The sequence below is a fragment of the Actinoplanes derwentensis genome, assembly GCF_900104725.1.
Lineage (GTDB): Bacteria > Actinomycetota > Actinomycetes > Mycobacteriales > Micromonosporaceae > Actinoplanes > Actinoplanes derwentensis.
Window position 1 is genome coordinate 3588925 of sequence record NZ_LT629758.1, and the last position, 26651, is coordinate 3615575.

Below are 26651 nucleotides of genomic sequence, written 5' to 3' on the forward strand. Positions count from 1 at the left end.
GGGGAGACAGCCGTGAGCAGACAGGCCGACCGCGACGCGAATCATGCACTTCGCGCGCGTTTCGATGACGTGGTGTCGCAGTACCAGCGCCTCCGCCTGGGCCTTGACGACCTGCAGGAACGCCTATCGGCCATGACGGTGACGGCCGAGTCGCCGGACCGGATGGTCAAAGCCACCGTCGGCCCGCGCGGGCAGCTCGTCGATCTGAAATTCGACCCCGAGGCCTACCGCCGCCTGACTCCCGAACAGCTCTCCCGGACCGTTCTGCGGACCGTCGAGCAGGCTGTCGCGCAGACCACAGACCAGGTGCAAGAGATCGTCGGCGAGTACCTTCCGGCCGATTCCGGCGCGTCCCGGTTCATGCGGGACGGCCAGTTCAGCAGCTTCCTCGCCCGCCAGGACCGGGTGATGCGGGAAGCCGGTGACGACGATGGCCGGTGAGCAGCTCTATCTCGACGCGCCGCGAGCCACCGCGGGCGGGCGCGACCTGACGCTGGCCGGCAACGAGATGGTCAGCATCAACAACAGCACCGTCGCCGCCATCGCCGCGGCCAGTGAGAACAAGCCGTGGGGCAACGACGACATCGGCGCCGCGTTCCAGAAGAACTACGCGCCGCTGCTCCAGAAGTTCACCGAGGCGTTCGGTAACGTCGCCCAATTCGTCGAGGGTCTCGGCGAGGCGGCGGTCGCGAGCGTCGAGGACAACATGAACGCCGACGCGCGCTCCGGCGAGACCGTCCAGAACGCGTACCGGACGCCCCTGACATGACGATGCTGCCCAGCCCCATCCCCCACCCGCTCGACTTCTCCCCCTGGGATCTGCCCGGCTGGGCGTACGAAGCCCTGGAATGGGTCGTCGGTTTCGACTGGCCCGAGGGCAACGAGGCGCTGACCTGGGACATCGCCGACCAGTGGTATGCCCTGGCCGACGCGATGGTCGGCCCGCGCGAGGACTCCGTCCTGGCCGCGCAGCAGATCATCGACGCCTACGGCGGTAGCGGCACCACGATCGACGCGTTTGTCGCCGCGTGGAATCAGATCGCCGCCGGTGGCGACGAGGCGCCACTCAACTCACTGATCACTTTCGCCGACGCGATGGCCCAGATGGTGTGGGAGTGCGGTGGCGACATCGAGGCCGCCAAACTCGAGGCGTGGATCGAGCTCGGCCTCTTCGTCATCGAGCTGATCGCCCTGGCCGTCACGGTCGCGCTCACCCTCGGCGCCGCCTCGCCCGCGGCCGGTGGACTCATCGCTGCCACCCGCTTCACCATCCAGCAGATCTTCAAGAAGCTCGTCGCCCAGCTCGCCAAGAAGACGATCAAGCAGGCGCTCAAGGATGCCGGAAAGCGCGCCGCCAAAGACGTACTCACCAAGAAGGGTTTGAAGAATCTCGGCAAGAACGCCTGGCGTTCAGCCAAGGACGAAGCCCGGGAAGAAGCCTTCACCAACACCCTCGTCCAGGGCTATCAGGACGCGGCCGGGCACGGCAACTTCTCGGTCAGTGAACTGGGGATGTCCGCGCTCGGCGGAGCGGCCGGGGGTGCGGCGGCGACCGGCGGCGGCATCGGCGGCAACGGCAAGGGCGGCGTCTTCCGCGGAGCCGCGTCTGATGTCCTCGGTGAGATCGGTGGATCGGCCGTCAGCGGCGACTTCCCCAGCTTCGAAGACCTGGCCAAGGCGGGCACGTCCGGCGCCGCCGGCACCTCGGTCTCCAACACCGGTGACGCCTTCAAGGACGTCCGTTCCGACCTCAACGGCGGCGACCTCAAACTCAACGGCTCGCTGCCGGCGTCTTCCGGACCTTCGAACACTTCTTCCGGTACGGGTGGGAGCAGCCCGAGTCTCGACTTGTCGGGTGGGGGAGATTCTGGATCGTCGTCGGGCTCGTCCTCCGGCGGCGGATCGTCCTCCTACTCAGGTGACGGATCATCCTCGAGCGCGGATTCGTCCTCGTCGTCTTCAGGCTCGTCGTATTCAGGCTCATCCTCTTCGGCCTCGTCATACACCACCGCTTCGCACTACTCCCCGTCTACGTCTACCGCGTCCTCCTCCGACGGCGGGTCGTACTCGGCTTCCTCGTCCTCGTCCTCTTCTTTCACTCCCTCCTCGTCTTCGTCCTCCTCCGATCACGGGTCTGCCCCGTCCGTTTCGGCACAGGGGGACGGGGGCTCCTCGGCCGCTTCGTCCAATCAGGCCTCGTCCGGTCCTGCCGCGTCTACACCGGCTGGTTACAGCCACTCGTCGTCGTCGGACAACGACGTGCGGCTGTCGTCGTTCGCGCCCCCGGCGGAGTCCCCGGCACAGACCTCCGGAAACACTGGTATGTCGTCGCCGGCTTCGAGCCCGGTCAACACGGCGCCCTCGGGCGGCAACCCTTCGACGAACGCGCCGATGGCTTTCGCGCCCGGCACTGTCAACAGCGGGCCGCTGGGCGGAGCTCCCAACCCGAACGTGTCCCTCGCGACCGGCGGGCCCACGCCGAGCAGCTTCTCGCCGTCGACCACCCCACCTTCAACCGTCCCACAGTCGGTCACTTCACCGTCGACGCCGAACATCAGCCCGGCGACCACCTCGCCAGGCTCCCCCACGCTGCCGAACGTCAACACCTCGCCGAGCAATCCCCCGCCCACCGGCACTTCACCGCAGGGCCCGTCACCGGCGACGACAACACCCGGTCCCAGTACACCGGCGACCGCCAACCCGGCAACGAACGCCCCCACGTCGACGAACCCCAGCACCCCATCGGCGGCCACCCCGAACACCCCGAACACGACCGGTCCGGCGAATCCGAGCACGCCCAGCCCGAAAGGCCCGGGCCCGGCCGGTTCGCCGCCGGTCCCGGACGCCGGGCGTGGCAACGACGCAATCGCACCTGCGGGTATGCACGGCTCCCCGAACCTGACCTCGCGGACCCCGGACGAGGCGAGATTCGAGCAGGCCTACCTAGATCAGGGCGCACGCAACAAGAAGACCGTCGAGAACACCATCAGGGACCGCGCGCTCCAGGCGTTCGACAAAGAGATCACGCGAACCAGGGACGCGCAAAATTTCGCCAGACGCGAGGCGCAGAAGGCGTTCCGACTGAACTTCTCGAAGCGCGCCCACTACCAGAACATGGAAGCGCACTACCAGCAGCAGGAGCAGGATGCTCTGCACCGGCGTGCGCTGGCCATGCACTTCTTGAGCCAGCCGTACAAAGTCCATCTCGACCCCGACAGCGGGCCGAATCACCAGGTGGCCAACGACGAGTCGGCCTTCCACGTCGATGACAGTCCGATCTGGCACAACGACCAGTCGGCGCTGACCGGAAACGACAATCCGCCCAACGTCAGGACGACCCGGCCGTACGGCGAGCGCGGCGGTCTTCGTCCACCGCTGCCGATGCACCAGGCGGACCTGGAGCGTGTCTTCCCACTGGACTCGAATGGCCGGCCGGAGCGGGCCGCGGATCCCCGTTCGACCTACCTGAAGCTCATGAACGACGGCGGGCCCGGCGCCGACCCGCAGCGCGGTGTCAACTGCTTGGACTGCGCCCTGTCGTTCCTGGAGACCTACGTGCATGGACGCCCGACGGTGTCCGCCGCCCGTACTGCTGATTCCTATGGTTTCGGCCAGCCCGACACCCTCGACGGCGAGAAAGACGGCCACTACCGGGCCGAGCAGGCGACCGGCAGCGGTTTCACCAGCCTCACGCAGCGGTGGCTGGAGGGCAACACCCGGCCGGCCGCCGACGTCAAGGCCGAGGTCGACGCCGGTTTCCAAATGATCATCGATACGCTGAAAACGGGCGGTCACGGTTCCGCCGCGATCATCATCAACGTATGGGAGGGCAACTCCGCGCACGCGTGGAACGCCGTCAACCACAACGGTGAGATCGTCTTCGTCGACCCGCAGACCGGCGAGTACACCGACTTCTCCAACATGGTCAGCACGGCTGCCAACCCGCAATTCGGTACCCACTACGGTCACACCGGGCTTCCGAACCGCAACAACGTCGTCGAGCTGAACGCCCTGATGATCGACGGCCAGGGCAACCCGATGTCGGTACCGAACACCCATCAGTCTCCGCACTACAGTCGCCAGCCCACCCCGCCTCCGCCGCTGGCCTGGCAGCAACAGCAGGCGCAACTCCAGCAACAGACGAACCCGCTGCCCCCACCGCCGCCTGTGCCGGGACCGCCGCCCCCTCCCTCTCCCGTCAACACTCAGCCGGACCCCGGTCCGGCCGTCGAAACGCGGGTCGACACCACGCCGCCTGGACCGCCTGCGGTGGACACTCAGCCGACACCCGACGTGCAGGAGCCGACCGATTCGGATCCTTTGCGGGAAAGCTCCACTGCGGACCCGAGCCCCCAGCCGGAGCAGGACACCACCCCGGAACCGGAGGACAGCAAGCCGCAGCCGCACGACTTCGATCCGCTGTCGGTGCTGGACCCGCACTCGATGGACCGGCCACCCACGGACGATCCGTTCGCGGTGCTGGATCTCTCGCCGAAGCCGGCGCCCACGCCGGAACCCACCGTCGACACCGAGCCGGACAACGCTCGGCCGGATGAGGTCAAGACCGAGAACGACCTCACGCTCGCCGACACTTCGGACACGCCAGTCCCGCAACCGGCACCACCGGTCGATCGGGAGGCCGAGCAGCGGACGAAGGACGCCTACCACTTCGAACTCGACAGCAAACGCCGCGGTTTCGACACCGAACACCGCGACAATCTGGCCCATGACCTGCGTAGGCAAGCACGGGCGAGGGACGACGAGGCGGACGAGCACGCCCGGCGGAACCGGGTAGCCGACACCCTGGGCGACCCGGCGGATGCCGCCCGTCGTGAGCAGGAGCGCGAGCAGATGCGCGCCGAAGCGGACAGCCTGCGGGAGCAGGCGAACCAGGTGGAGCGCGGCGGTCCGATCGGGGACGTCGAACTGAGTGGTTCGGACTGGGAGCGGGCCAACGAGACCTGGGCCGATACCAGCCCCGGCCCGGTGGAGACGGATGACCGGTCGGCGTTGACCGGCGACGGGGAGCCGCGACCGATCGACACGACCCGGCGTTACAACGAGCGGGGCGGTCTGCGGCCGCCGTTGCAGATTCACCAGACCGACCTGGAACGGGCGATGCCCCGCGACCAGGACGGCAACGTGGTTCGTTTGGCGGATCCGCGTGAGGGTGCCTGGTTCGGCCTGCAGAACGACGGCGGTCCCGAGGCGGATCCGACCCGCTCGAACAACTGTGGCGACAACGCCTTGTCGTTCTACGAGTCGTACATGCACGCCCGCCCGCGCGTTTCCGCTCCGCGCACGTTCGACGGCTACCACCGCGGCGACGTGAACAGCCCGATCGACCCGGAGACCGGTGTCATCGACCGGATCGAACAGACCACGAACTCGACGTTCGAGGGCCTGACCGATGTCGGCGATCTGTCGCCCGAGGACGCTCGCAACCAGATCCGGATGGCCGAGAGCCGCCTGCACCACCACCTGCTGGGCACCGGCCACGGTTCGTTCGCGTTCATCACGACCCAGGACCAGGCCGGCCGCACCCACATTTACGAGGCGGTCAACCAGAACGGCACGATTCTCTACGTCGACCCCCAGACGAGGGCCGTCCGCGAGAACTCCCCGCTCTACACCAACACGGGCCGAGGCGTGGGCCCCGACGTGGTCCGCATGGACGCCCTGACGCTGGACGGCCAGAACCGCCCCCGACCCCTCCACACCGGCGACGCCCCGAACATCGCCACCGACCCCTCCGGGACGTCCTGGCAGGTCGCAGACTCGGTTGTCGGCCCCGCCAAGGGCGCGAGGATCACTGCGCCACATCCCCGGCATACCGTGAGCGGCGCCCGCGGTGCACGGTCGAAAGACAACAACACCGTGTACCTGCGAGGGTACGAGTCCTACCGATTGTCAGATACGCAGGCGATCGCGGAGGGGCGTGCCCCGTGGAACTCAGAATTGAAAGCATATGTAATCGAAGGACGCAGATACAACGTAAAGGACAAGAAGACCGTTTATCCGCTTGATGGGCCCGGTATGGTGAAACTCGAACGCGCCGAATACTCCGCCCTTGTAGCGATCGCCGATGCTTACGGCGATGTTTCAGCCGCCACCGCATTGACCCGAAACCCGTTCATCGCCAACTTCCCGGGCGCGGCAGAGAAGGCCAAAGCGATCTACGATGGGACATATGAGCCGTGACCTACGCTCTCTTGCTCCAGGATTCCCCCGACAGACAGCGTTTGGCATCTGCCATCGCGGCCGTTCTGTCAGTGCCGATCGAGTCGGTGGATGTCGCGGAAGACGGCGATGACAACCGGAATTGGAAGGCGCCGGTCATTTGCACCGTCACCTCCATCGGTGGTGACCTGCGTCAGAGTATTCTCATCTACGTTGCCGACACTTCTGGCGAGAATATTTCCCAGGAAATCGCGGCGGCAAGGCTCGCCGAGCGGTTGAAGACTCCTGTCGCCTATGAGGCGATGCCGATTCCTCCGGATATGTATTGGCTTGTCGGCGCAGACGGCAGGCGAAGTCGAGCGCGGATCAACGATGACGAAGACGACGGTGAACTCGTCGCTTTCCGGGTTGAGGCCGTGGAACAGCCAGTCGCCGGCGCACCTGACCTGCCCGTGGGCCCGGTCCCCGAGGTCATCCACAGCCACCGGATCCCGACGCCTCTCACCGATCAGTTTCGGGGCTCCCCAGCCTCTGACGGCACTGGATGGGTGGTAGTAAGCCGGCTCGCCTCGTGGGAAATCATGATCACTCGCCTGATCGAAGGCTGGCCACCGGACGGCTGGTACCCGGCCGAGTACTACCGGGACGACCTCGGTTACCGCGACGACCTAGTCACCGGTGTCGGTGAACTTCCGGACGAGGTAAGAGGCGATTTCGCCGAAGTGCTGGCCACTCTGGATCGTCGCTTCGCCCAGGCGACTGTCGACGACGCCGGCCGGGCATTGGCGGCCGCCACCGGACCGGTGCCGGATCGCTGGTGGTGGCACCGGATCACGGATCCCCTTCCGTGGCACGACATGCCTGGAGGTTGATCATGGGGTGGGATGGCCTGCGTCAGCATCGGCATCCGAACTGGGACTTTGCGCTCGCGATTCTGGCCGCGGTCCTTCCGGGGTCCACCAGGTTCAACCCGGATCGGATCACCGGGCATGGACGCGCTGACTGGCATCCCTTCGACCTCAAGAAACGCGACATGGACGATATCGAGGACGACCTACTGAGCCGCTGCGCCGACATGACCGGCATGCTGGTCGTCGTCAATGACCCCAGCTTCAGCGTCGACGGATTCCAGCCCGGCCCGTTTTTCGTCGACGCCTCCGAGCTCCGGAACTTGGTGAAGGACTTCGGCGAGCGCGTCGGCTCCTACATGACGGACGGCCACGTCATCATCGTGTCCCCGGCCACCGGCATCGTCGTGATGGTGGTGGATGACGGACTGATCGCCAAGATCCGCGGACGCACCGTCAAACGGGTTCTCGGACGAGAATGATCAGACCCGGCTACATACTTGAGCTCGTCTCACCTTAGGGGATCCGAAGCATCGTGGACATATCGAGACTGCCGGAACCATTTCGCTCCCGGGCGGAAGATGACGGCCCGGCCTGCCATCGAGAAAGTCCGCTCGCTTTTCCAGATTTGTGTCGAGGATTCTCAGTCGTTGGACGAGGTGATGGAGGAGTTTCGGGACTCCGCTCAGCGGGACACGTTCTTTCTCCGGCAGAACCTCACCGCGTTGGAGACCATTCTCGACGAACCACAGCCTCCGGGGACACTGCTGCAGCTCGCCGAATGGGATGCCAACTGGTCGATGGACCATGACCCGACCAACGATGGCGCGGCGGTTTTCCTGCGCCGGCTCGCCGAGATGCTCCGTTCTGCCATCGAAGAGGAAGAATCCGGCCGATGGCGGACTTCGTCGGCGATTGGTACTGCGAGCACCGAAGAAGGCGATGACTCCGCTTGAGAAGAAGCTGTTGTGGCTCGGCTACGAGGACTACACTAGGCCTGATGAAAAACGGGTCTCGGTATGGTGCGGGACTACCGACCGCCTACTGAGCCGGGTAAGCCCTGGTCTCGGTCGCTTTGACGGCTACCCACAAGGGACGGCCCGGCGACAGGTCGAGTTGGGCCGCGGCGGCCGGGGTGATGTCGGCGGATACCGAGACGGGGCCTTCCAGACGTACCCGCAAGTTGTCGCCGTGATGTTGGATGTCGGCCAGCGTGGCCGGCCACGTGTTGCGGGGGCTACCGGACGGCTGGTCGGGGTGCAGAGCCACAGCGGACGGCGGGAAAGCCAAAAAAACGTCCCCCGAGACCGTGTCGGTGCTGGTCAGGGTGAACCCGTCGGCGACCGTGACGGTGTGGCCGTCGCCGACGCCGCGGTACAGGTTCAGCCCCACGAGACGGGCCACGTAGTCGGTGCGAGGGCGGGCCGTGATCGTCGCCGCGTCGCCCTCCTGGACCACCCGGCCCTGTTCGACGATGACCAGGCGGTCGGCCAGTACCAGGGCGTCCAGCGGATCATGAGTGACCAGCAGCGTCGCGCCGGGGTGGTCGGACAGGTGGCGCCGCAGCTCACCACGCGTCTCCAAGCGGGTGCGGGCGTCCAGCGCCGCCAACGGCTCGTCGAGCAACAGCAGCACTGGATCGACCGCGAGGGCACGAGCCAACGCGACCCGCTGCGCCTGACCGCCCGACAACTGCCGGGGCTTGCGACTGCCGAACGAGCTGAGGCCGACACGCTCCAGCCATTCGTCGGCCACGGCATGCGCCGATTTTCGGTCCATGCCGTGGCGGCGCGGGCCGAATGCGACGTTGTCCCGGGCAGTGAGGTGCGGGAACAGTAGATAGTCCTGGAAGACGACGCCGATCGGGCGCTGTTCCGGCGGCAGCGGGGCCAGGTCTCGCCCGCCGAGGCGCAGATGGCCGCCCGACAATGACGTGAGGCCGGCCAGCGTACGCAAGGCGGTGGTTTTGCCTGCGCCGTTGGGGCCTAGAAGGGCGACCGTCTCACCCGGCGCGATCCTCAGGGAGATATCCAAGGTGAAAGCGCCGCGCGAGGCGACCAGATGTGCGTCCAGCAGACTACTCACGGCGTGGTCAGCCAACGGTCGCGGAGGCCGGCGAGAATGGCGACCGAGACGACCAACAGGACGAGGCTGAGCACGACCGCTCCTTCCAGGTCGCCGCTCTCCATCGTCTGGTAGACGGCCAGCGGCATGGTCTGGGTGATGCCGGGATAGTTTCCGGCGAACGTGATGGTGGCGCCGAATTCGCCCAGTGCCCGCGCCCAGCACAACACCGAACCGGCGGCGATTCCGGGCGCCACCAATGGCAATGTCACGTGGGTGAAAGTGGTCCAGCGGGTCGAGCCGAGAGTGGCGGCGGCCTCTTCGAAACGGCTGTCGGCGCCGCGTAACGCGCCTTCGACGGCGATCACCAGGAATGGCAGGGCCACGAAGGATTCGGCGATCACCACGCCGGCTGTCGTGAACGGCAGGGTGATGCCGAATGTGCTGTCGAGCCATTGGCCGACGATGCCGCGGCGGCCGAGGGCCAGTAGTAGGGCGATGCCGCCGACCACCGGTGGCAGCACCAGCGGAACGGTGATCAGGGCGCGGACCAGGCGCCGGCCCGGGAACTCGACCCGGGCCAGCAGCCAGGCCAGCGGCACTCCGAAGAACAGGCACAACACGGTGGCCAGGGTCGAGGTGAGCAGGGAGAGCCGGAGGGCTTCGACGACTCCGGGTTCGGCCAGGCGGTCGAACAGGGTCGCCCACGGCGTGCGCACCAGCAGCCCGGCCAAGGGCAGGATCAGAAAGATCAAACCCAGCACGGCAGGGATCAGCAGCGGTACGGGTACGCGAGCCGTCTTCATGGTCAGGGTGCCTGGAATCCCGCTTCGGTGAGGACCTTGATCCCGTCAGCCGACAGCACGTAGTCGATGAAGGACTGGGCGCCCGTGGGGTTGGCGGCGTTCTTCAGCACCACGATCGGGTAGTCGTTGATCGCCTTCGCCGACTCGGGGAACTCGACCGCGTCCACATCGGTCGCGGACGCCTTGGCGTCGGTGCGGTAGACCACTGCCGCGTCGACCTCACCGAGTTTCACCTTGGACAGTGCCGCTTTCACGTCCTGCTCCAGGGTGACCGGGGTGAGCTTGACGCCGGACGCCCCCAGGGCCGTCTTGGCGGCCGCCCCGCACGGCACGGCCTCGGCGCAGAGTGCCAGCTTCAGGTCGGGCTTGGTCAGGTCGGCGAGGGCGGCGATGCCTTTCGGGTTGCCTTTGGTGACCGCGATGACCAGCTGGTTCTTGACGAAAGTGGTGGGTGTGCCTGCCTCGGTGACGACGGCCATGTTCTTCGGTGAGGCCGAGGCGAACACGTCGGCCGGGGCGCCCTCGTTGATCTGGGTGGCCAGGGCCGAGCTGCCGGCGAAGTTGAAGGTGACCTTCATACCCGGATTGGCGGTCTCGAAGTTCTTGCCGATGGTGGTGAACGACTCGGTGAGCGAGGCGGCGGCGAAGACGGTGACCGGCTCCGAAGCCGAAGTGTCGTCACCGCAGGCGGTGAGCGCGAGAAGGGCCACGAGCCCCGCTGCCGCGAGGCGAATCGTCCTCAACTGGATCTCCCCTTGTTTGCCGCGGAGGGCGTGGACCGCTCCACGACGACCGTGGTCGACTTGATCACTGCCACGGCGACCGAGCCGACCCGCAGGTCCAGCTCGTCGACGGCTTCCCGGCTCATCAGCGACACCACCCGGAACGGTCCGCACTGGATGTCCACCTGAGCCATCACGGTGTCCTTGACGACCGCGGTGACGATGCCCCGCAGCCGGTTGCGGGCCGACGACTCGTCCGCCCGCTCGTCGGGGTCGTTGCCTTTGGCCCGCACGAACGCGGCCAGCTCGGGCCCGTCGATCACCCGGTGGCCGCCCTCGTCGCGGTCGGCCGGAAGGCGACCGGCGTCGATCCACCGGCGCACCGTGTCCGCACTGACACCGAGCAGTTCCGCAGCCTCACCGATCCGAAACACCGTCACGCGGCGAACTCTATCGGTCTCGCAGATGCGATGGTAAGGGCCTCGATCGTGCGCGGATTCGGCTGTCAGCAGAAGTTTGATACCGCACATGCGAACGCCGAGCCGGTGGACCGGCTCGGCGTTCGCTGCGGGTACGGGTTACCGCAGGTGGTGCTCGGCGGGCAGGGGCAGGGCCGCGGCTAGGCGTTCGGCCTGGGAGCGGATCTCCGGTACGGCGGTCGACTCCCACAGGTGCCCGCGGCGCAGCGGGCCGACGAGCCAGAGACCGGGGCGGGCCTGGCCGTTCTCGTCGGTGTCGATGCCGAGTCCGTGCGGGCCGGTCCGGAGCAGGCCGTCGTCGAGCAGGTCGGCGAGCAGCGGGCCGGCCGAGCAGGGCAGCGGGCCGGGGCCGGTGCAGGTGATGACCCCGCCGTACCGCTTCGGCTGTTCCCCTTCGACGTGCACGAGCAGGCCGCCGCGCGGGTCGGGTTCGATCGACGTGATCCGGCCGGAGCGGGGCTGGAAGGCGCCGGTGGCGTGCAGTTCGGCGATCCGGGCCGCGATCGGCGGGGCCATCCGGTGCCGGTGCACCTCCCAGTAGCGTTGCGCGTGCCGCAGGAACCGCTCCCGCGCGGCGGCGTCGAGGCCGGCCCAGAGGCGGTCGGCCTTGGTGCGCACGTGGTCGATGACGGCGCTCCAGTGGGCACCGTCGGCGACCGCCCGGCGCAGCCGCCGGATCAGCGGTGCCAGCGACTCCGTCGCCTCAATTTCAAGATCAACAGCGGGCGCCGGTACGTGGGGGTGCGCCCGTGGCAGCAGACCGCGCCGGGACAGCGCCTCGATCGGGACGCCCCACGGGTCCCGGGTCAGCGTCAGCGCCACGTCGATCGCGGTCAGGCCGGTGCCGAGCAGCAGGACCGGCTGGTCCGCGGGCACCGCGTCGAGCGCGCCGGGCGCCCACGGGTCGGCCACGAACGCGACGTCGCTGCGAGCCTCGGCACTGACCGCCGACGGCACGCACGGGGGCGGATTGCCGAGGGCCAGAACCAGGTGCTCGGCGCGGATCTCGGAATCCGTGTCGTCGGTGACGACATAGCCGGGACCGTCCGGTCGTACGCCGATGGCCGTGGCCCGGTGATGGGACAACCGGGAGCCGGCCGCGGAAGCGAACTGGTCGGCGAGATAATCGCCGTAGACCGGCCGGGGCAGGAAGCTCGCCGCGTCGGCCGTCATGCCGCGTTCGCGGCACCATCGCAGCAGGTGCTGCGGATCCGTGGAATCGGCGCTCATCGCTGCCGCACGGGAGTTGAGCAGGTGCCATTCCTCGGCGGGGCCATAGGCGACACCACGGCCGGGACGGCTCTCGGGGGAGATCAGGACGGTCCGCCATGCGGAATTTCGCGCGATCGCACGGGCGGTGAGCGCACCGCTGGCGCCACCGCCGATGATCGCGATGGTTCCGGGCTCACGTCCGGTCCGGGCGGCGGCGACCGAATCACGGACAACGGTGCTGGTCACCGCAGCGCATCCATGATCAGGGGCCGCTTGGTACAGCAGGTTGGCATCGCACACTCCTTGGGGCCGGGACCAGCTCACAGCAAACCACATATCCCGTCGGCTTTATAGGCTATCCGACCGTGGAATTTTACTGTTAACCGACCGGACTCCGCCACGCCGTCGAATGGGAAACGGTCAAACAGCCGTATTGTCCATTCGGATCAGGGCCACAGTTCGTGCCGCTGCCACGTTTCGCCGTCGCGCAGATACTGCAACCGGATGTGCCGGCGATCCTTGTCGGCCTGCCAGAATTCGACCTGCTGAGCGCGTACCGTGTACAGCGTCCACTCGTCGACCACCAGCTCCGGCTCCACGGCGAACCGTTCCGCCGCCTCCTCGGCCGCGATGACCAACTGCCGCCGGTCGTGCAACGGCTGCGACTGCCGACCCGCAAGGGCCTCGGCACGGGCCGCCTGCGATCTGGCCAGGAAGTCGGCGGCACTGTCCTCGGCCGGAGCCATCACCACCCGGCCGCGCACCCGGATCTGCCGCCCCTGCTCCCGCCACAGGAAAGTCAGTGCCGCCGCCGACAGCAGATCCAGCTCCCGGCCCTTCGGGCTGTTCCGATGGCTGGCGAACTGCCAGCCGTCGGCGTCCACGTTCTTCAGCAACAGCACCCGGGCGTCCGGGATGTCGTCGACCCCCAGCGTCGACACCGTCATCGCGTGCGGTTCCCGGACCCGCGCCGCCACCGCCTCGGTCAGCCAATCCACGAACAGTTCCTCCGGCCGATCCGGCGCCGTCATCGGGTCGAAGATCGGCATGTCCCCCGCGAACACCGGTAGGCAGCGGAGAAACTGGCGCAAGTCGGTCATGTTCTGATGATCGCACCGGAATTCCCGCCCGTGGGCAACCTCCCGGCGGCACCGGCACCAGCGCGGCAACTCAAGCTCCGCCCCACACCCCAAGTCACCACACCCGAGAGCACCGCGACAAGCGTGGACACTTGCGGTTCGAATCGCACCCCAACTCACCACGCCCAGGAAGGCACCCGCCGCAACCGGCTCCACCGCCGCCACCACCAGCGTGGTGACTTGCGGTTCGATCCGCACCACAACTCACCACACCCGAAAGCACCGCGACAAGCGTGGACACTTGCGGTTCGGATCGGACCGTAAGTCACCACGCTCGTTAGGGGCGGTCAGGCGGCTACGGCCGGGTCCTCGTGGGGTGGGGCGGGGTTCGGGGCCTGGCCGGGACGGTAGGTCAGCACCTGGGGGCCGGCGTCGGTGACGGCGATGGTGTGCTCGGAATGGGCGGTCCGGCAGCCGTTGGCGGAGCGGATCGTCCAGCCGTCCGCGTCGAACTTGATCTTGTCGGTGTCGGCGCAGAACCACGGCTCGATGGCCACGGTCAGGCCGGCCTGCATTTTCATGCCCCGGTTCGGCCGGCCGTCGTTGGCGATGTGCGGGCCCTCGTGCATGGTCCGGCCCAGGCCGTGCCCGCCGAACTCGCCGTTGATGCCGTACCCGTAGCGGCGGGCGACGTCCCCGATCGCGGCCGAGATGTCACCGATCTTGCCGCCGACGACGGCCGCGGCGATGCCGGCTTCCAGCGCGACCTCGGTGCATTCGATCAGCACCAGGTCGGCGGGGTCGGGGGTGCCGACGACCACCGAGAACGCCGAGTCGGCGACCCAGCCGTCGATCCCGACCGCCATGTCGACACTGAGCAGATCACCGTCGCGCAGCACGTAGTCGGTCGGCAGGCCGTGCAGGACAGCGTCGTTGACCGACAGGCACAGCACGTTGCGGAACGGTCCCCGGCCGAACGAGGGCGCGTAGTCCCAGTAGCAGGATTCGGCACCACGCTCCTTGATGCGGCGGCGGGCGTAGTGTTCCAGGTCCATCAGGTTGACGCCGACGTCGGCGACTCCCTTCAGTTCGGCGAGCAGCTCGCCGACGAAACGACCGGTCACGGCCATCCGCCCGATCTCCTCCGGGGACTTCAACTCGATCACGCCGGTTCCTTCCTCTCCAGACCGGTATAGTTATACCACCCCCTCGATCGGGCTATCCTGCACACTATGGTTCGCCCTCCCCTGACTCCCGAACAGATCGCCGCCGGCCAGCGCCTCGGCGCCGCGCTCCGGGTCGCACGGGGCGCCCGCGGCCTCGCCGAGGTGGCTCTGGCGGCCGGCATCTCCCCGGAGACCCTTCGCAAGATCGAGGGCGGCCGCCTCCCGTCACCGGCGTTCGGCACGGTGGTGTGCCTGGCCGAGGTGCTCGGCACCCCGGTCACCGAGCTGGCCGAGGTGTGGCTGACCGACACGGCGATGCTCCAGGCGTCCTGAATCAGGCGTAGTGATGCGTGGGGTAAGTCAGATAGCCCTGGTCACCGCCCTGATAGAACGTCGCCGCGTCCACCGGCGCCAGCGGCAGACCAGCCCGCATCCGCTCCACCAGGTCCGGGTTGGCGATGAAGCCGCGCCCGAAACTGATCAGCTCCGCGCCCAGCCCGAGCCAGTGGTCCGCTTCCGCCTGGCCGGCCTGTTTCGGTCCCATCGGCAGAACCGGGTTCACGATCAGCACGCCCGGCCACGCCTTGCGCAGCCCGAGCAGCACGTCCTGTTCCGCGGTCGCCTCCACGTGCACGTAGGCGATGTCGAGACGGGCGAGTTCGGTCAGCAGGGCCTCGTACAGCTCCGGGATCTCGGTCTCCTCGACACCCCAGAACACGCCGCCAGGCGACAGCCGGATGCCGGTGCGGGCCGCGCCGACCGCGTCCACGGTCGCCGTCACCGCCTCGACCGCGAACCGGATCCGGTTGGCGACCGAACCCCCGTAACCGTCGGTGCGCAGGTTGGCGTTGGTGGAGAGGAACTGCGAGATCAGGTAACCGTTGGCGCCGTGCAGTTCCACGCCGTCGAACCCGGCCTCGATCGCACGGCGGGCCGCGTCGGCGTAGGACCACGCCTGCTCCGGCACCTCGGCCGTCTCCAGAGCGCGGGGAACCGGCGCCGGCCGCGGCCCGTTCGGCGTGAAGACGTCACCGGTCGCGGCGACCGCCGACGGCCCGACCGGGACCAGTCCGGTGGTCTCCGGGTGCGAGACCCGGCCGCCGTGCATCAGCTGGGCGAAGATCCGCCCGCCGTTGACGTGTACCGCATCGGTCACCGGACGCCACGACGCGACCTGCTCGGCGGTGTGCAGACCGGGCGTTCCCGGGTTGGACTGTCCGAGAAGGCTCGGCTGCACACCCTCCGAGACGATCAGCCCGGCGCTCGCCCGCTGCGCGTAGTAGGCCGCCATCGAAGCCGTCGCCAGCCCGTCGGCACCGGCCCGGACGCGGGTCATCGGGGCCATCACCATCCGGTTGGGCAGTGCCAGGTCACCGAGCTGGAAACCAGTGAAAAGCTGTGACATATCAGGATCCTCCGCGATCCGCCGGGTCAGGTGCGGCTACGCTAAAACCTGACGTCGACGTGAGAGGCAAGGCCTGAGCGCCAGGTCACAGCCGGGGGAGGAAATGTGCGCATCGGAGATCTCGCGGCCCGGACCGGGGTCAGTGTCCGCGCCATCCGCTACTACGAGGAGCAGGGCCTGCTCACCAGCGTGCGCAGCCCCAGCGGCCAGCGGCACTACGCGGGCGAGCAGGTCGAGCGGATCGCGTTCATCCAGCGGCTCTACAACGCCGGCATCTCCAGCCGGACGATCGCCGAACTGCTCCCCTGCGTCGAGTCGCCGAGCACCGAGAACTCCGACGCCGCGATGGAACGGATGCGCCAGGAACGCGACCGCCTCACCGACCACATCGCCGAGCTGCAGCGCACCCGCGACGCCCTCGACCGGCTGATGACGGTCGCCGCCGACTTCCGTGAGACCCTCCCCAGCAGCGGCTTCCGCGAGGCGTTGCCCGCCGCTGGTTGACCGCGGCGCTCCCCGCCGCCGGTTGAGACCGAGACGCTGCCCGCCGCTGGTGGGGACCGAGACGCTGCCCGCCGCTAGCTAGGACCGACGGCGCTGCCTACTGCTGACTGAAAACGATCAACTGCAAACTCATTGGGTACGACACCAGAAGGCACCGTGGGGACCGCGCACTGGCCACCGCATTCGGCCCGGCGGTCGCGGAACGGCCGTAAGTCCCGCCGGCCTCGCGGGGTGGCCACGGGACTCTGCTAGCCGTACCGGAGAAAGGTTATTCAGTCCGGGGTCGCCTGCAGTTCGAGGATGAAGTGGGAGCCGCCTCCGGGGCGGGGTTCGTAGTCGATCTCGCCGTGATTGGCGTGGGCCAGCCCGCGGACGATGTAAAGCCCCAGGCCAGTGCCGGTGACGTGGCGGGCGTCCCGGTCGGCGCGGGTGAGCCGGTCGAAGAGCCGGCCGCGGAACTCGTCCGGCACGCCCGGTCCGTGGTCCTCGACGGTGATCCGGACCCGTCGTTCCGCCTCGGCGATCCGGATCGCGGTGGCGCCGCCGCCGTATTTGGCCGCGTTGGTGATCAGGTTGACCAGGATCTGCTGCAGGTGCCCGGGGTGCACGACGACCCGGCCGTCGTCGCCGAGCACCGGGACGATCTCGTCGAGGACCGAAAGTGCACGGCCGATCTCGGTACGCACCGACAGCGCCTGCCGATCGGCGTGGATCGTGCCGGACTCGATGGTCACCATCGCCAGCACCTCCTGGACGATGTCGTCGAGTCGCCCGGCCTGCCGGTAGATCGCGTCGATGGCCTTGGCCCGGCGCTCGTCGGTTAGGCGCGACCAGTCGTCGACGAGCACTTCGGCGTGGCCACGGATCGCGGTCAGCGGGTTGCCGATCTCGTGGCCGAGCATCCCGATGATGTCGAGTTTGAGCTGGTTGGCGGCTTCGAGTTCGGTGGCCCGGCCGGCCAGGGCGGCGGACGCGTCGTCGCGGGCGCGTTCGGCGGCACGGCGGACGGACACATCGGTGACCACGGCGATGAGGTGTTTGGGGCGGCCGAAGTTGTCGCGGACCAGGGACACCGTCGCCTCGGCGTCGATCCAGTGCCCTTCGGCATGTCGCAGCCGGCTCTGATGGGTGTAGGCGACGGCCTCACCGGCGAACAGCCCGGCCGTGAGCCTGGTGTGTTCGACCAGGTCATCGGGGTCGAGCAGGTCGTCGTTGTCGAACGTGACCACCTCCTCGACGGTGCGGCCGAGCATCGCGGCGTAGGCGGCGTTGGCGGCCAGCAGATGCCCGTCGAGAGCCTGGATGACCTGGCCGACGGCCGAGTTCGCGAACTGTCCACGGAACCGCTGTTCGCTTTCGGCCAGGGCGAGTTCGGCGGCGCGGGCCGCGGTCACATCGGTGTTGATCTCCAGGATCTGTGGTGCGGACTCGCCGTCACCGTCGGCGTCGGGCTGGTGCAGGACCTGACGGCTGAGCACGGTGACGGTACTCCCGTCCGCGGTCAGATGATCGAGCGGTCCGTCCCAGCGCCCGTCGCGCAGCATCAGCCGGGCATGCTCGTCACCGCCGACGCCACCGGGGAACACGGTGGCCAGGAGCTGATGGGTGATCTTGCCCTGGACCGCGGTGAGCGGCCATCCGTACAGGTCGGAGGCTCCCGCGTTCCACCACCGGATGGTGCCGTCCATCTCCCGGACGATGACCGCGTCCGGGATCAGCTCCAGCGCCCGGGCATGCCGGCGCAGTTCGGCGTCAGCGGCCCGGCGGGCGGTCACGTCCTCGACCTGGTTGACCACGTAGCGCGGGGTGCCGTCCGGCCCGCGCACCACCGCGGTGCGCACCGCCACCCAGATGGTGTGCCCGTCCCGGTGCCGGTAGCGGCGCTCGGCGAGCCCGGCGTCCTGCGGCCGCTGCAGATCAGAATCGGTCATCGTGATCAGCTCGGCGGCGGAGTACCCGGTGATCACCGTCATCGCCGGGTTGACCTGCACGTACCGGCCCACCTCGCCGGGTTGCAGGCTGCACAGGGCCACCCCGAGCGGCGAATTGTCGAAGGTGAGCCGGAACCGGTTCTCACTGACCTCCAACTCGCCGACCGCCCGGGTGCGCTGCACGGTGTCGTCGGCGTGCCGCAGCGCGGCGCTGAGACTCTCGGCGAGCAGGGCGAGCTGCTGTTCGTCGGCGTCGTCGAAGGCCCCGGCCCGTCCCGAGGTGACCTGGAGAGCGCCGGTCCCGGCGTGCAGCGGGGCGACAAGCGTCGACCTGATGCCCGCGGTGACGCCGTGGACCACGGTGGTGCCGTCGGCGAGTTCGATCGCGGCGCCGTCGGCAGCCGGGAACAGTTCGACCGCCCGTTGCGCGACCACCCGGATGGTGGCGTCCCGGTCGGCGGCCACCGTCAGGATCTCCCGCTGCACGGCGAGAGTGTGCCGCAGTCTCCGTAGTTCCCGGACGGCGGCGGCCTGGGCCTCCCGCTCGGCGGTCATGTCGAGAAGCTGGATGACTGCCCCGGTGACCCCCTCGTCGTCGACGATGGCTGAGGTCGCCGACATCACGGCCAGGTGGGAGCCGTCCCGGCGGACGAGCACCGACTCTCGTACGCCCCGGTTCCGGGTTCCGCTCGCCAGGATTGTCAGCTCCTGTTCGACTTCCTCGATCGGCCAGGTGGTGACGTCCCACCACCGCAGGCCCAGCGCTTCGGACGGGTGGTAGCCGAGCAACCGGCAGAAGGCCGGGTTGGCCAGCACGATCCGGCCCCGGTCGGCGCCGTGCACCCCGATCACGATCTTGGCGATCGGGCTGTGGTCGAACACCTCGGCGAACTGCCGCTCACTACGGGCCAGCTGATGCAAGGCGGTCATCACGGCGGCGCGTTCCTGCTCCAGCGAACGCAGCGCGGCCGTCGACCGTTCCAGCGATTCATCGCGGGCCGCGATGTCCTCGGCATGCCGCAGAGCCGCACCGAGCGCGTCGGCCAACAGTGTGAGCTGCTGTTCATCACCCTCGGTGAACGCCGCCACCCGGGAACTGCCGACCATCAGCACCCCGAACGGCTCACTACCCGGAGCCCGCAATGGGGCCAACAGCAGCGACCGCGTCCCGGCGCTCACCGCGACCGACCGGTTCACCCGCGGATCGGTTCCGGTGTCGTCGCAGCGCACCGGCCCACCCGACGACATCGCCAGCCCCGCCAGTGCCTCACCCGGCCGCATCGGCGGCACCTCACGCCCGGCGAGGCGCCCGATCCCGGCGACCGACCGCAACATCCCGCTCGCCGGATCGAGAACCTGCACCCCCGCACCGTCCCCGGCCGGCAGCACACTCAAGGCACGTTCGGTCATCAGCCGCAGCACGGCCTCCCGGTCGTTGGCGACCTCGGCGATCTCCCGCTGCACCGCGATCGTGCTGCGCAGCCGTACGGTCTCCCGGCTGCTGGCCCGCTCCGCGGCGGCCGTCTCGGTGACGTCGACGATCTGCGCGAGAATCTGCACCGCGATACCCGGCCCACCCCGCAACGCGGTGACGCTGAGCAGGCAGATCAGCTCCTGGCCGTCCTTGTGCTGGAAACGCCGCCGCCCCCGGAACCCGTCACGCTCACCCGACACCAGCTCGGCGAACACAGCCCGCACCTCGTCCCGGTCGTCCGGGTGCACCGTCGCCGGCAGCGGCACCCGCGCCAGCTCCAGCCCCGTGTAACCGAACAGCTCCGGCACCGCCGGATTCGTGCGCAGCCAGTCACCGTCCGGCCCGAGCACCGCCATCGCGATCGGTGATGAATCGATCATCGTGCGAAAGCGCGCCTCACTCTGGGCGAGCGCCTTCCGGCCGCTGCTGTCCAAGATCTCACCGACGGCGTACGCCCGACCACTCCCGTCGTTGACCACGACGGTCTGCGCCCGCACCCACACCGGGGTTCCGTCACTGCGCAGCAGCACCCGTTCGATCGCGGCATACCTGGCCTTGCCGAGAGTCATCGACGAGAGGACCGCGTTGACACCGTTGACGTCCTCGTCGGCCACCAGCCCTCGCCAGGACCGGCCGATCAGCTGGTCACGGCGATACCCGAGCAGCTCACAGAAGGCCTCGTTGACCTCGGAGAGGGTGCCCACCTCGCCGGGGGCGAGACTCGTGACGACCTTCGGCACGGGACTGCGCGCGAAAGCCTCCGCCAGGACCGGCCGGTCGACCAGCGGCTCGAGGTATCCGACACCCACCTACCCCTGATCGGCCGACCGCTGATTATCGTGAGTCAGCTCTCGCCGCCTTCTTTACGGCGCAACTCCTCCTCACGGCGACGCAGGTCGGCTTCCCACTTCTTCATCAGGTCGTCGTCGTCCTTCTTGTTGATGGTCTTCAGGAAATCCGGGTCGTCGTCAGGCGCCCGAGGACGTTCCTTCTCCGGAAAGCCACTGCCCGGCCGCCAGGTGGTGCCGTTGCTGAGCTTCACCGGACGCGCCGGACGACCGGCCACGAACCAGGCGATACCACCGATCGGCGAGAACAACAGAATCAGGAACACCCAGACGACCCGGGGCAGAGCCCGGACCTCATGCTCCTCGGCAGAAAGACAGGAGATCAGCGCGCAGACGATCAACACCAGGTCGACCAGCACGAACAGGGAGTAGAGACGAATCACGCGACGATGATGCCAAATGATCTTCAACGGGGTGACCCCGTTCCCCTCAATCACCCCGTTCCCTTCCTCGGGCCAGCCCGGTCCCCTCTCCCTCGGGCCAGCCCGGTCCGGATCGATCTGGCTTTGCGCGGCACGGGTCGGGCCCCGGTCAGGACTGACCGTGCTGGTCCGCTGTCGGGTCGCCCAGGTTCAGGCGTGGCCAGATGGACAGGTCGCTGAGCAGGCGGCGGTCGTGCGTGGCGATCACGACAGCAGCCGAGGTGGCGAACAAAGCCGCGGTCAGCTCGTCGACCAAGGCGGACGACAGATGGTTGGTCGGTTCGTCGAAGATCAGCAGGTTCGGCCGTTCCGCCAGCCGCAGGGCCAGGTCCAGCCGTCGCTGCTGGCCTTGCGACAGCAAACGCACCGGGGTACGCAACGCCTCAGCATCAAGCAACCCCATCGTCCCCCGCCCCTGAAGAAGCTGGTGGGCGGTGGTGTCGGCCGGCCACTCCGGCACTTCTTGACCGACCAGGCCCACCCGGGTCTCCGCCGACCGGTGCACAGCGCCGGAACCCGGTGCCAGCCGCTCCGCCAGCACTGACAACAGCGTGGACTTGCCGGTCCCGTTGCCACCGGTGACGAGCAGCCGATCACCACCGGACAGAGCGACGGAAACCGGTCCGTCCATCCGGCCCGGAACCGACACTCCCTCAGCCCTCAGCAACGGAACCCCTTTGCGGATGTCCAGATCGGGCCACCGCAGTGTCGGCGGCGGCGCCGGAACCGTGATCCGATGCGCTTCCAGAGCCTCCCGTTCCCGATTGAGCGCCTGCACCACTCCGGGTGTGTGGGACTGGCGTTTGTGCTTGTCGACGCCCTTGTCCGGCCGCCAACCGGTGGTGAGCCGGCTCCGCGCCCGGTCCACGGCCGCGGTCAGTCGACCATGCTCGGCCTGCTGTTCGGCATAGTCCTGCTCCCAGGACACCCGGTCCCGCCGCCGCCCTTCCTGCCACTCGTCATACCCGCCGGTGTAGACGTGACCCATTCCGTCCGCACTGGGGTCGAGGTCGAGGAACTGCCGGCTGACGTCCCGCAGCAACTGCCGGTCGTGGCTCACCACTGCCAGACCACCCGGGTGAGCTCGTAGTCGGCCGGTCAGGAAGTCCAGCCCGGCCGCATCCAGGTGGTTGGTGGGCTCGTCCAGCAACAGGATGTCGTGCTGCGCCCCGAGCAGACACGCCAGCCGAACCCGATACCGCTGCCCCACCGACAGGGTCCGCAGCTCCCGACCCCGGTCGGTGCACGCACTCAACGCCTCCAGCGCCACGTCCACCCGACGCTCGGCATCCCAAGCGTCGAGCCGGGTGGCACTCTCCAGCGCCGCCGAATACCGCTCCCCCACCGCAGTGCCGGTTCTCGCCTCACCTTTCGAAGGGGTGCCGTCGGTGTCGTAGTTCGCCGCCAGGGCGGCCGCGGCTTCGTCCAACTCCGCCAGGGCCGTACGCGAATCGGCCAGGGCGGCATTCGTCAGCGTGCCCACGGTGTCACCCGGGGCGGCTTGCAGGGCCTGGGCCGCGAGGCCGATGGTTCCGGACCGGTGCACCGCCCCCTCGTCAGGGGTCAGCAGCCCGGCCAGGACGTGCAGAAGTGTGGTCTTGCCCCGGCCGTTCTCGCCTACGACAGCGAGTCGGGTGCCGGATGAGACGGTGATGGAAACGCGGTCGAGGACCTGACGCGCTCCGAGTCGGACAGTGACGTTATCGGCACGCAGGTGCGCGAGAGACATGATCGGGAAGCTCCGCAGCTCAGGAATGAGCCGGGTAGCCGTGTGGGGCCGCCCGGCAGGACACCGAGACGGCGGGGCAAATCCGTAGGTCGCGCCGCCGTCAGCGGCTGCTGCGGATCCTCATGAATGCGATTCCCTCGTACATGGCAGCAACGCTAGCGGTCCCCGCACTCCCCGGACAACCCATTTTCAGATGTTCTCATCATCCAGATGTCGGGTGTATCTTTCCTGGCATGGCCCGGTTGACACGAGCACAACAGCAGGCACGCACTCGGACCGCCGTGCTCGGCGCGGCGATCGAGGAGTTCGCCGAGCACGGCTATGCCGACGCCAAGATCGACCGGATCGCCTCCCGCGTCGATCTGACCCGTGGCGCCGTCTATTCGAACTTCCCGAGCAAGCGATCCCTCTACCTGGCAGTCCTGCTGGACTCGTGGCCACATGCCTCCCTCGGGGCCACGGAAACACTCGTCACCGACGTCACCGGCGCGGCTGAGGCATTCGCGCGAGCCTGGCTTGAGCGGCTGCCGCTCGCCACCGACAACGTGGCCGTCGCCCGGCTGCGCTCCCGATCGGTGACCGGCGTGTTCGACGACGATCCGGGCCGCGCCGTCCTGGGTGAGCTGACCCGCCTCGAGGCGCTGCTGCTGGCACTCTCGCTGGAGTCCTGCCCACCCGTGGCGACCCGCCGGGTGCGCCTCGCCGAGCTGATCCTCACCCTGCTGCACGGCGCTGACCACCTCGCCGGGGCTGCGCCCGGCTTCGGCGACCCCTTCGACGTGGCGAGAGCTTGCGGTCACCTGACCAGCCTCGACCTGGCCGATGTCTGGGCTCCCCCACACCTTGATTTCGTACGGGACGCCGAGCTCTGCGACGACCCCTGGCCCGAACCCGAGGACGGTGTGGTCGTCGTGCTCGGCGCAGCCCGCCTCAGTGCCGCCGAGGAGGCGGTCCGCGCCGCGCGCCCCGGGGAACGGGTGACGATCGCGGTGGTGACCGGCAGTCCCACCGAGACCGGCGCGCTGGTTCGACTGCGCATCGGCGGGCTGGCGACCTGTCTGCGGCAGACGTTCCCGGCCGCTGCCGCTCCCCCGGTGCACATCGACCTCGACGACGGCCCCGCTCTCGCCGCCGCCATCGGTGCCGAGGTCTCCGACGACACCGAGACAGCCGTCCGTGTCCGAGCCGGCCGGATCGTCGCCCGCGCTCACGGCCGGGGCGCAGGTCACGCCGTCGCGATGGCCCTGCCTCCGACCGAAACGGCGCGATCATGACGGACCTACTGGTGTTGCACGCGTTGCGGTGCATGGGCTTCACCGACCTGGAGCGGGTCGCCGACACCACCGGCCTGTCCACACCCGAGGCGGAGTCCCGCCTGATCGACCTGGCGGTGGCCGGCCTGGTGACGAGGATTGCCGGCCCTTTCGGCGGCTGGGGCGTGACCCAGGCGGGCAAGGCCGAAGACGCCCGGCTGATCGCCGAGGAACTGGCCACCGCCGGTTCACGCCCTGCGGTGGCCAGTGCTTACGAGGCCTTCCTGCTGCTCAATCCCGAACTGCTGGACCTCTGCTCGGCCTGGCACATGCGCACGGTCAGCGGCGTGGCCGAGGTGAACGACCACAGCGACGCCGCCTACGACGGCCGGGTCCTGATCCGTTTCACCGATTTGGACAGCCGGGCCGCCCCGGTCTGCGTGTCCTTGACCACCGCATTGCCACGCTTCAGCGGTTACCGTGCCCGGCTGGCAACAGCACTGGCCCGCGCCGAGTCAGGCGAGCGGGAGCATTTGACCGACACCACCACGTCGTATCACGCCGTATGGTTCCAGCTCCACGAAGACCTACTGGTCACCTTGGGCATCCCGCGATGACGTTCATCCACACGCTCACGCCCAACAACGATCCTTCCAAGACCGGTCCGAACGACCTCGATCTGCCCACCCTCAACTCACCCGACCCCGATTCGCCCGGGCTTGAGCCGCCCGGCCTTCACCTGATCGGCCCCGAACTGCCCGAGCTTGATCCGAGAGGGCTTGATCTACCCGGCCTTGAACTGCTTGGCGCCAAGGCCCAGGGCTTGATCATCCTGATGAGTCTGGGCCTGCCGGTGCCACCCGGCTTCGTGATCACCACCGAGGCATGCCGCGCCTTCCTCCGCGACGGCTGTCTTCCGGAGTGCCTGGAGGTCGAGCTGGCCGAGGCCCTATCCGCCTTGGAGTCGTCCGTCGACCGGCTCCCGTTGCTGGTGTCGGTCCGATCAGGCGCAGCGGTCTCCATGCCCGGCATGATGAACACCTTTCTTCAGGTGGGTCGCGAAGGTCCCACCGATCCACCGCCGCAACCCTCGGCGAATCCGCCGTTCACTCAAGATCCGGCAGTTCCTGTGGGCTTCCCTTCGCTGGCTCCACCCACGGTGGGTTCATCCACGGCGACTTCGCCCGTCCGGTCCTCAACCGCGATGGCCCCACCCACAGTGGGTTCGTCCCCCGCAGGTTCACGCGCGACGGGTTCGACCGCAACGGGTTCGCTCGGGATGGCGAAAGCACGAGACGCCGATGGTCCGTCGCTGGGGGTTCAGGTTCGACGGGCCGTCGAGGAAGTGTTCGCCTCGTGGAATACGCCGAGGGCCGTCACCTACCGGGAGTTGCATGATGTTCCGCATGACCTGGGGACGGCTGTTGTCGTGCAGGCCATGGTCTTCGGGGACCGTGACTCCCACAGTGGCAGCGGCGTGGCTTTCAGTCGTAACCCGAGCACCGGCGAGAAGTCCGTCCACGGTGACGTCCTCTTCGGTCATCAGGGCGAGGATGTGGTCTCCGGCCGCTTCCCCACTCACCCGCTGACGGATCTGGCGGCGAGGGAGCCTTCCGTCTGGGCGGCTCTGGTCGAAGCCCTGGCCCTTCTGGAGCGCCGTTTCCGGGACGTGTGCCACGTCGAGTTCACCTACGAGTCGGGGCGGCTGTGGTTTCTGCAGGTACGCCCGGGTGGGCTGTCCGGCCGGGCTGCCGTGCGGGCGACGGTCGAGCTGACCGACGAGGGCATACTCGATCGCCGCACCGCCCTGACCCGGGTGACTCCGCAGCAGCTGAAAGCCGCCCGCACTCCGCGTATCCGTCTGGACGGCGCTCTCGAAGTCATCGCCCGGGGTGTGGCCGCGAGTCCGGGGGTAGCCACCGGACGGATCGCGGTCACCGCCGATCAAGCCGCCCGGATGGCCGTGACCGGCCCGGTGATCCTCGTCCGCCCGCACACCTCCCCGCTGGACATGCACGGTCTGGCCGCCGCCGCGGGCATCGTCACCACGGTCGGTGGCCCTACCAGCCATGCCGCAGTGGTCGCCCGTTCCCTGGGCAAACCATCGGTGGTCTCGGCCACCGCCCTCAAGGTCGACCCCACCACCGGATGTGTCCACACTCCCACCGGCCTTCTCCGAGAGGGCACTTTGATCACCATCGACGGACTCGGCGGCGAAGTGGTCCTCGGCAGCCCTCCGATCACCGCCGGTGACACCGATCCCCACCTAGCCCGCCTGCTCTCATGGGCCGACGAGGCAATCACCGAAGGGACTACATGACCAGGCCCAGAGAGGTTCACCGCGCCAGAGCGATCGCGGTTTAGACCTCGTTGACCTTCGGCAGCGCGCGAGCAAAGGAGCATCCGGTGCCCCCGGACCGGGCAGTGACCCAGGACTTGAAGAGTGGTGGGCCGCGGTGATCCGGCCCCAACCGGGCGGTACCGCGGGCCGGGCCGTGACCTCTGGCCGGACGACGCCCCCGGGCCGGA

The 26651-nt window shown here is 68.5% G+C and carries 22 protein-coding genes; 11 read left to right on the plus strand and 11 right to left on the minus strand.

Features of this window, described 5'->3' with window-relative positions:
* The first annotated feature begins 12 nt into the window (after positions 1-12).
* The 6 genes from BLU81_RS15835 to BLU81_RS15860 all read left to right on the plus strand — a co-directional run bounded on the left by BLU81_RS15835 (position 13) and on the right by BLU81_RS15860 (position 7984).
* Positions 13-441 (plus strand): YbaB/EbfC family nucleoid-associated protein, encoded by a 429-nt coding sequence (locus BLU81_RS15835; RefSeq protein ID WP_092545380.1) that lies wholly within the window; start codon positions 13-15, stop codon positions 439-441.
* Positions 431-769, plus strand: a complete 339-nt coding sequence (locus tag BLU81_RS15840; RefSeq protein ID WP_092545381.1) for a hypothetical protein — start codon at positions 431-433, stop codon at positions 767-769. Before BLU81_RS15835 ends, BLU81_RS15840 begins: the two co-directional genes overlap by 11 nt.
* Complete coding sequence (locus tag BLU81_RS15845) at positions 766-6201, plus strand: toxin glutamine deamidase domain-containing protein (RefSeq protein ID WP_092545382.1); 5436 nt, start codon at positions 766-768, stop codon at positions 6199-6201. Before BLU81_RS15840 ends, BLU81_RS15845 begins: the two co-directional genes overlap by 4 nt.
* Complete coding sequence (locus tag BLU81_RS15850) at positions 6198-7052, plus strand: hypothetical protein (protein WP_092545383.1); 855 nt, start codon at positions 6198-6200, stop codon at positions 7050-7052. The genes BLU81_RS15845 and BLU81_RS15850 overlap by 4 nt, the downstream gene beginning before the upstream one ends.
* 2 nt (positions 7053-7054) lie before the next feature.
* A complete protein-coding gene (locus BLU81_RS15855) occupies positions 7055-7510 on the plus strand; it encodes a hypothetical protein (protein ID WP_092545384.1) in 456 nt (151 codons plus the stop codon).
* 168 nt (positions 7511-7678) lie between these two features.
* Positions 7679-7984: a hypothetical protein gene (locus BLU81_RS15860; RefSeq protein ID WP_157751608.1), complete on the plus strand. Its 306-nt coding sequence runs from the start codon at positions 7679-7681 to the stop codon at positions 7982-7984.
* An 85-nt stretch (positions 7985-8069) separates the two neighbouring features.
* On the opposite strand, the gene BLU81_RS15865 is transcribed toward BLU81_RS15860, so the two are convergent.
* The 7 genes from BLU81_RS15865 to map form a co-directional block, all read right to left on the minus strand.
* Positions 8070-9128 carry an ABC transporter ATP-binding protein gene (locus tag BLU81_RS15865; protein ID WP_092545386.1) on the minus strand — a complete coding sequence of 353 codons (1059 nt, stop codon included), beginning with the start codon at positions 9126-9128 and terminating at the stop codon, positions 8070-8072.
* Positions 9110-9898: an ABC transporter permease gene (locus BLU81_RS15870; protein WP_092545387.1), complete on the minus strand. Its 789-nt coding sequence runs from the start codon at positions 9896-9898 to the stop codon at positions 9110-9112. The genes BLU81_RS15865 and BLU81_RS15870 overlap by 19 nt, the downstream gene beginning before the upstream one ends.
* A gap of 2 nt (positions 9899-9900) precedes the next feature.
* Positions 9901-10647 (minus strand): molybdate ABC transporter substrate-binding protein, encoded by a 747-nt coding sequence (gene modA / locus BLU81_RS15875; protein WP_092557140.1) that lies wholly within the window; start codon positions 10645-10647, stop codon positions 9901-9903.
* The gene (locus BLU81_RS15880) at positions 10638-11060 is read right to left on the minus strand and encodes a TOBE domain-containing protein (RefSeq protein WP_092545388.1); all 423 of its coding nucleotides are present in this window, start codon (positions 11058-11060) and stop codon (positions 10638-10640) included. The genes modA and BLU81_RS15880 overlap by 10 nt, the downstream gene beginning before the upstream one ends.
* A gap of 138 nt (positions 11061-11198) precedes the next feature.
* Complete coding sequence (locus tag BLU81_RS15885) at positions 11199-12557, minus strand: FAD/NAD(P)-binding protein (protein ID WP_231954575.1); 1359 nt, start codon at positions 12555-12557, stop codon at positions 11199-11201.
* A gap of 200 nt (positions 12558-12757) precedes the next feature.
* Complete coding sequence (locus BLU81_RS15890) at positions 12758-13411, minus strand: pyridoxine/pyridoxamine 5'-phosphate oxidase (RefSeq protein WP_092545390.1); 654 nt, start codon at positions 13409-13411, stop codon at positions 12758-12760.
* 326 nt (positions 13412-13737) lie between these two features.
* A complete protein-coding gene (map, locus tag BLU81_RS15895; protein WP_092545391.1) occupies positions 13738-14556 on the minus strand; it encodes a type I methionyl aminopeptidase in 819 nt (272 codons plus the stop codon).
* Between the two features lie 66 nt (positions 14557-14622).
* Here map and BLU81_RS15900 point away from each other — a divergent pair, with 66 nt between their 5' ends.
* Positions 14623-14889, plus strand: coding sequence for a helix-turn-helix domain-containing protein (locus BLU81_RS15900; RefSeq protein WP_092545392.1), 267 nt, complete (start codon positions 14623-14625; stop codon positions 14887-14889).
* Position 14890: 1 nt separating this feature from the next.
* Here the strand turns inward: BLU81_RS15900 and BLU81_RS15905 are convergent, their stop codons facing one another.
* Positions 14891-15961, minus strand: coding sequence for an alkene reductase (locus BLU81_RS15905; protein ID WP_092545393.1), 1071 nt, complete (start codon positions 15959-15961; stop codon positions 14891-14893).
* Positions 15962-16066: 105 nt separating this feature from the next.
* Between BLU81_RS15905 and BLU81_RS15910 the strand changes: the two genes are divergently transcribed.
* Entirely contained in the window at positions 16067-16465 is a 399-nt protein-coding gene (locus tag BLU81_RS15910) for a MerR family transcriptional regulator (protein WP_092545394.1), read from the plus strand.
* A 272-nt stretch (positions 16466-16737) separates the two neighbouring features.
* On the opposite strand, the gene BLU81_RS15915 is transcribed toward BLU81_RS15910, so the two are convergent.
* The 3 genes from BLU81_RS15915 to BLU81_RS15925 all read right to left on the minus strand — a co-directional run bounded on the left by BLU81_RS15915 (position 16738) and on the right by BLU81_RS15925 (position 22869).
* Entirely contained in the window at positions 16738-20679 is a 3942-nt protein-coding gene (locus BLU81_RS15915; RefSeq protein WP_092545395.1) for a PAS domain S-box protein, read from the minus strand.
* A gap of 35 nt (positions 20680-20714) precedes the next feature.
* On the minus strand, positions 20715-21101 hold the full coding sequence (locus BLU81_RS15920; RefSeq protein ID WP_092545396.1) for a PLD nuclease N-terminal domain-containing protein: 387 nt from the start codon (positions 21099-21101) through the stop codon (positions 20715-20717).
* 148 nt (positions 21102-21249) lie between these two features.
* The gene (locus BLU81_RS15925; protein ID WP_092545397.1) at positions 21250-22869 is read right to left on the minus strand and encodes an ATP-binding cassette domain-containing protein; all 1620 of its coding nucleotides are present in this window, start codon (positions 22867-22869) and stop codon (positions 21250-21252) included.
* Between the two features lie 233 nt (positions 22870-23102).
* Between BLU81_RS15925 and BLU81_RS15930 the strand changes: the two genes are divergently transcribed.
* From BLU81_RS15930 to BLU81_RS15940, 3 genes are all read left to right on the plus strand, one after another.
* Positions 23103-24143: a TetR/AcrR family transcriptional regulator gene (locus tag BLU81_RS15930; protein ID WP_092545398.1), complete on the plus strand. Its 1041-nt coding sequence runs from the start codon at positions 23103-23105 to the stop codon at positions 24141-24143.
* Positions 24140-24739, plus strand: coding sequence for a transcriptional regulator (locus BLU81_RS15935; protein WP_092545399.1), 600 nt, complete (start codon positions 24140-24142; stop codon positions 24737-24739). The genes BLU81_RS15930 and BLU81_RS15935 overlap by 4 nt, the downstream gene beginning before the upstream one ends.
* Before the next feature lie 218 nt (positions 24740-24957).
* Entirely contained in the window at positions 24958-26442 is a 1485-nt protein-coding gene (locus BLU81_RS15940) for a PEP/pyruvate-binding domain-containing protein (protein WP_231954779.1), read from the plus strand.
* Positions 26443-26651: the final 209 nt, after the last annotated feature.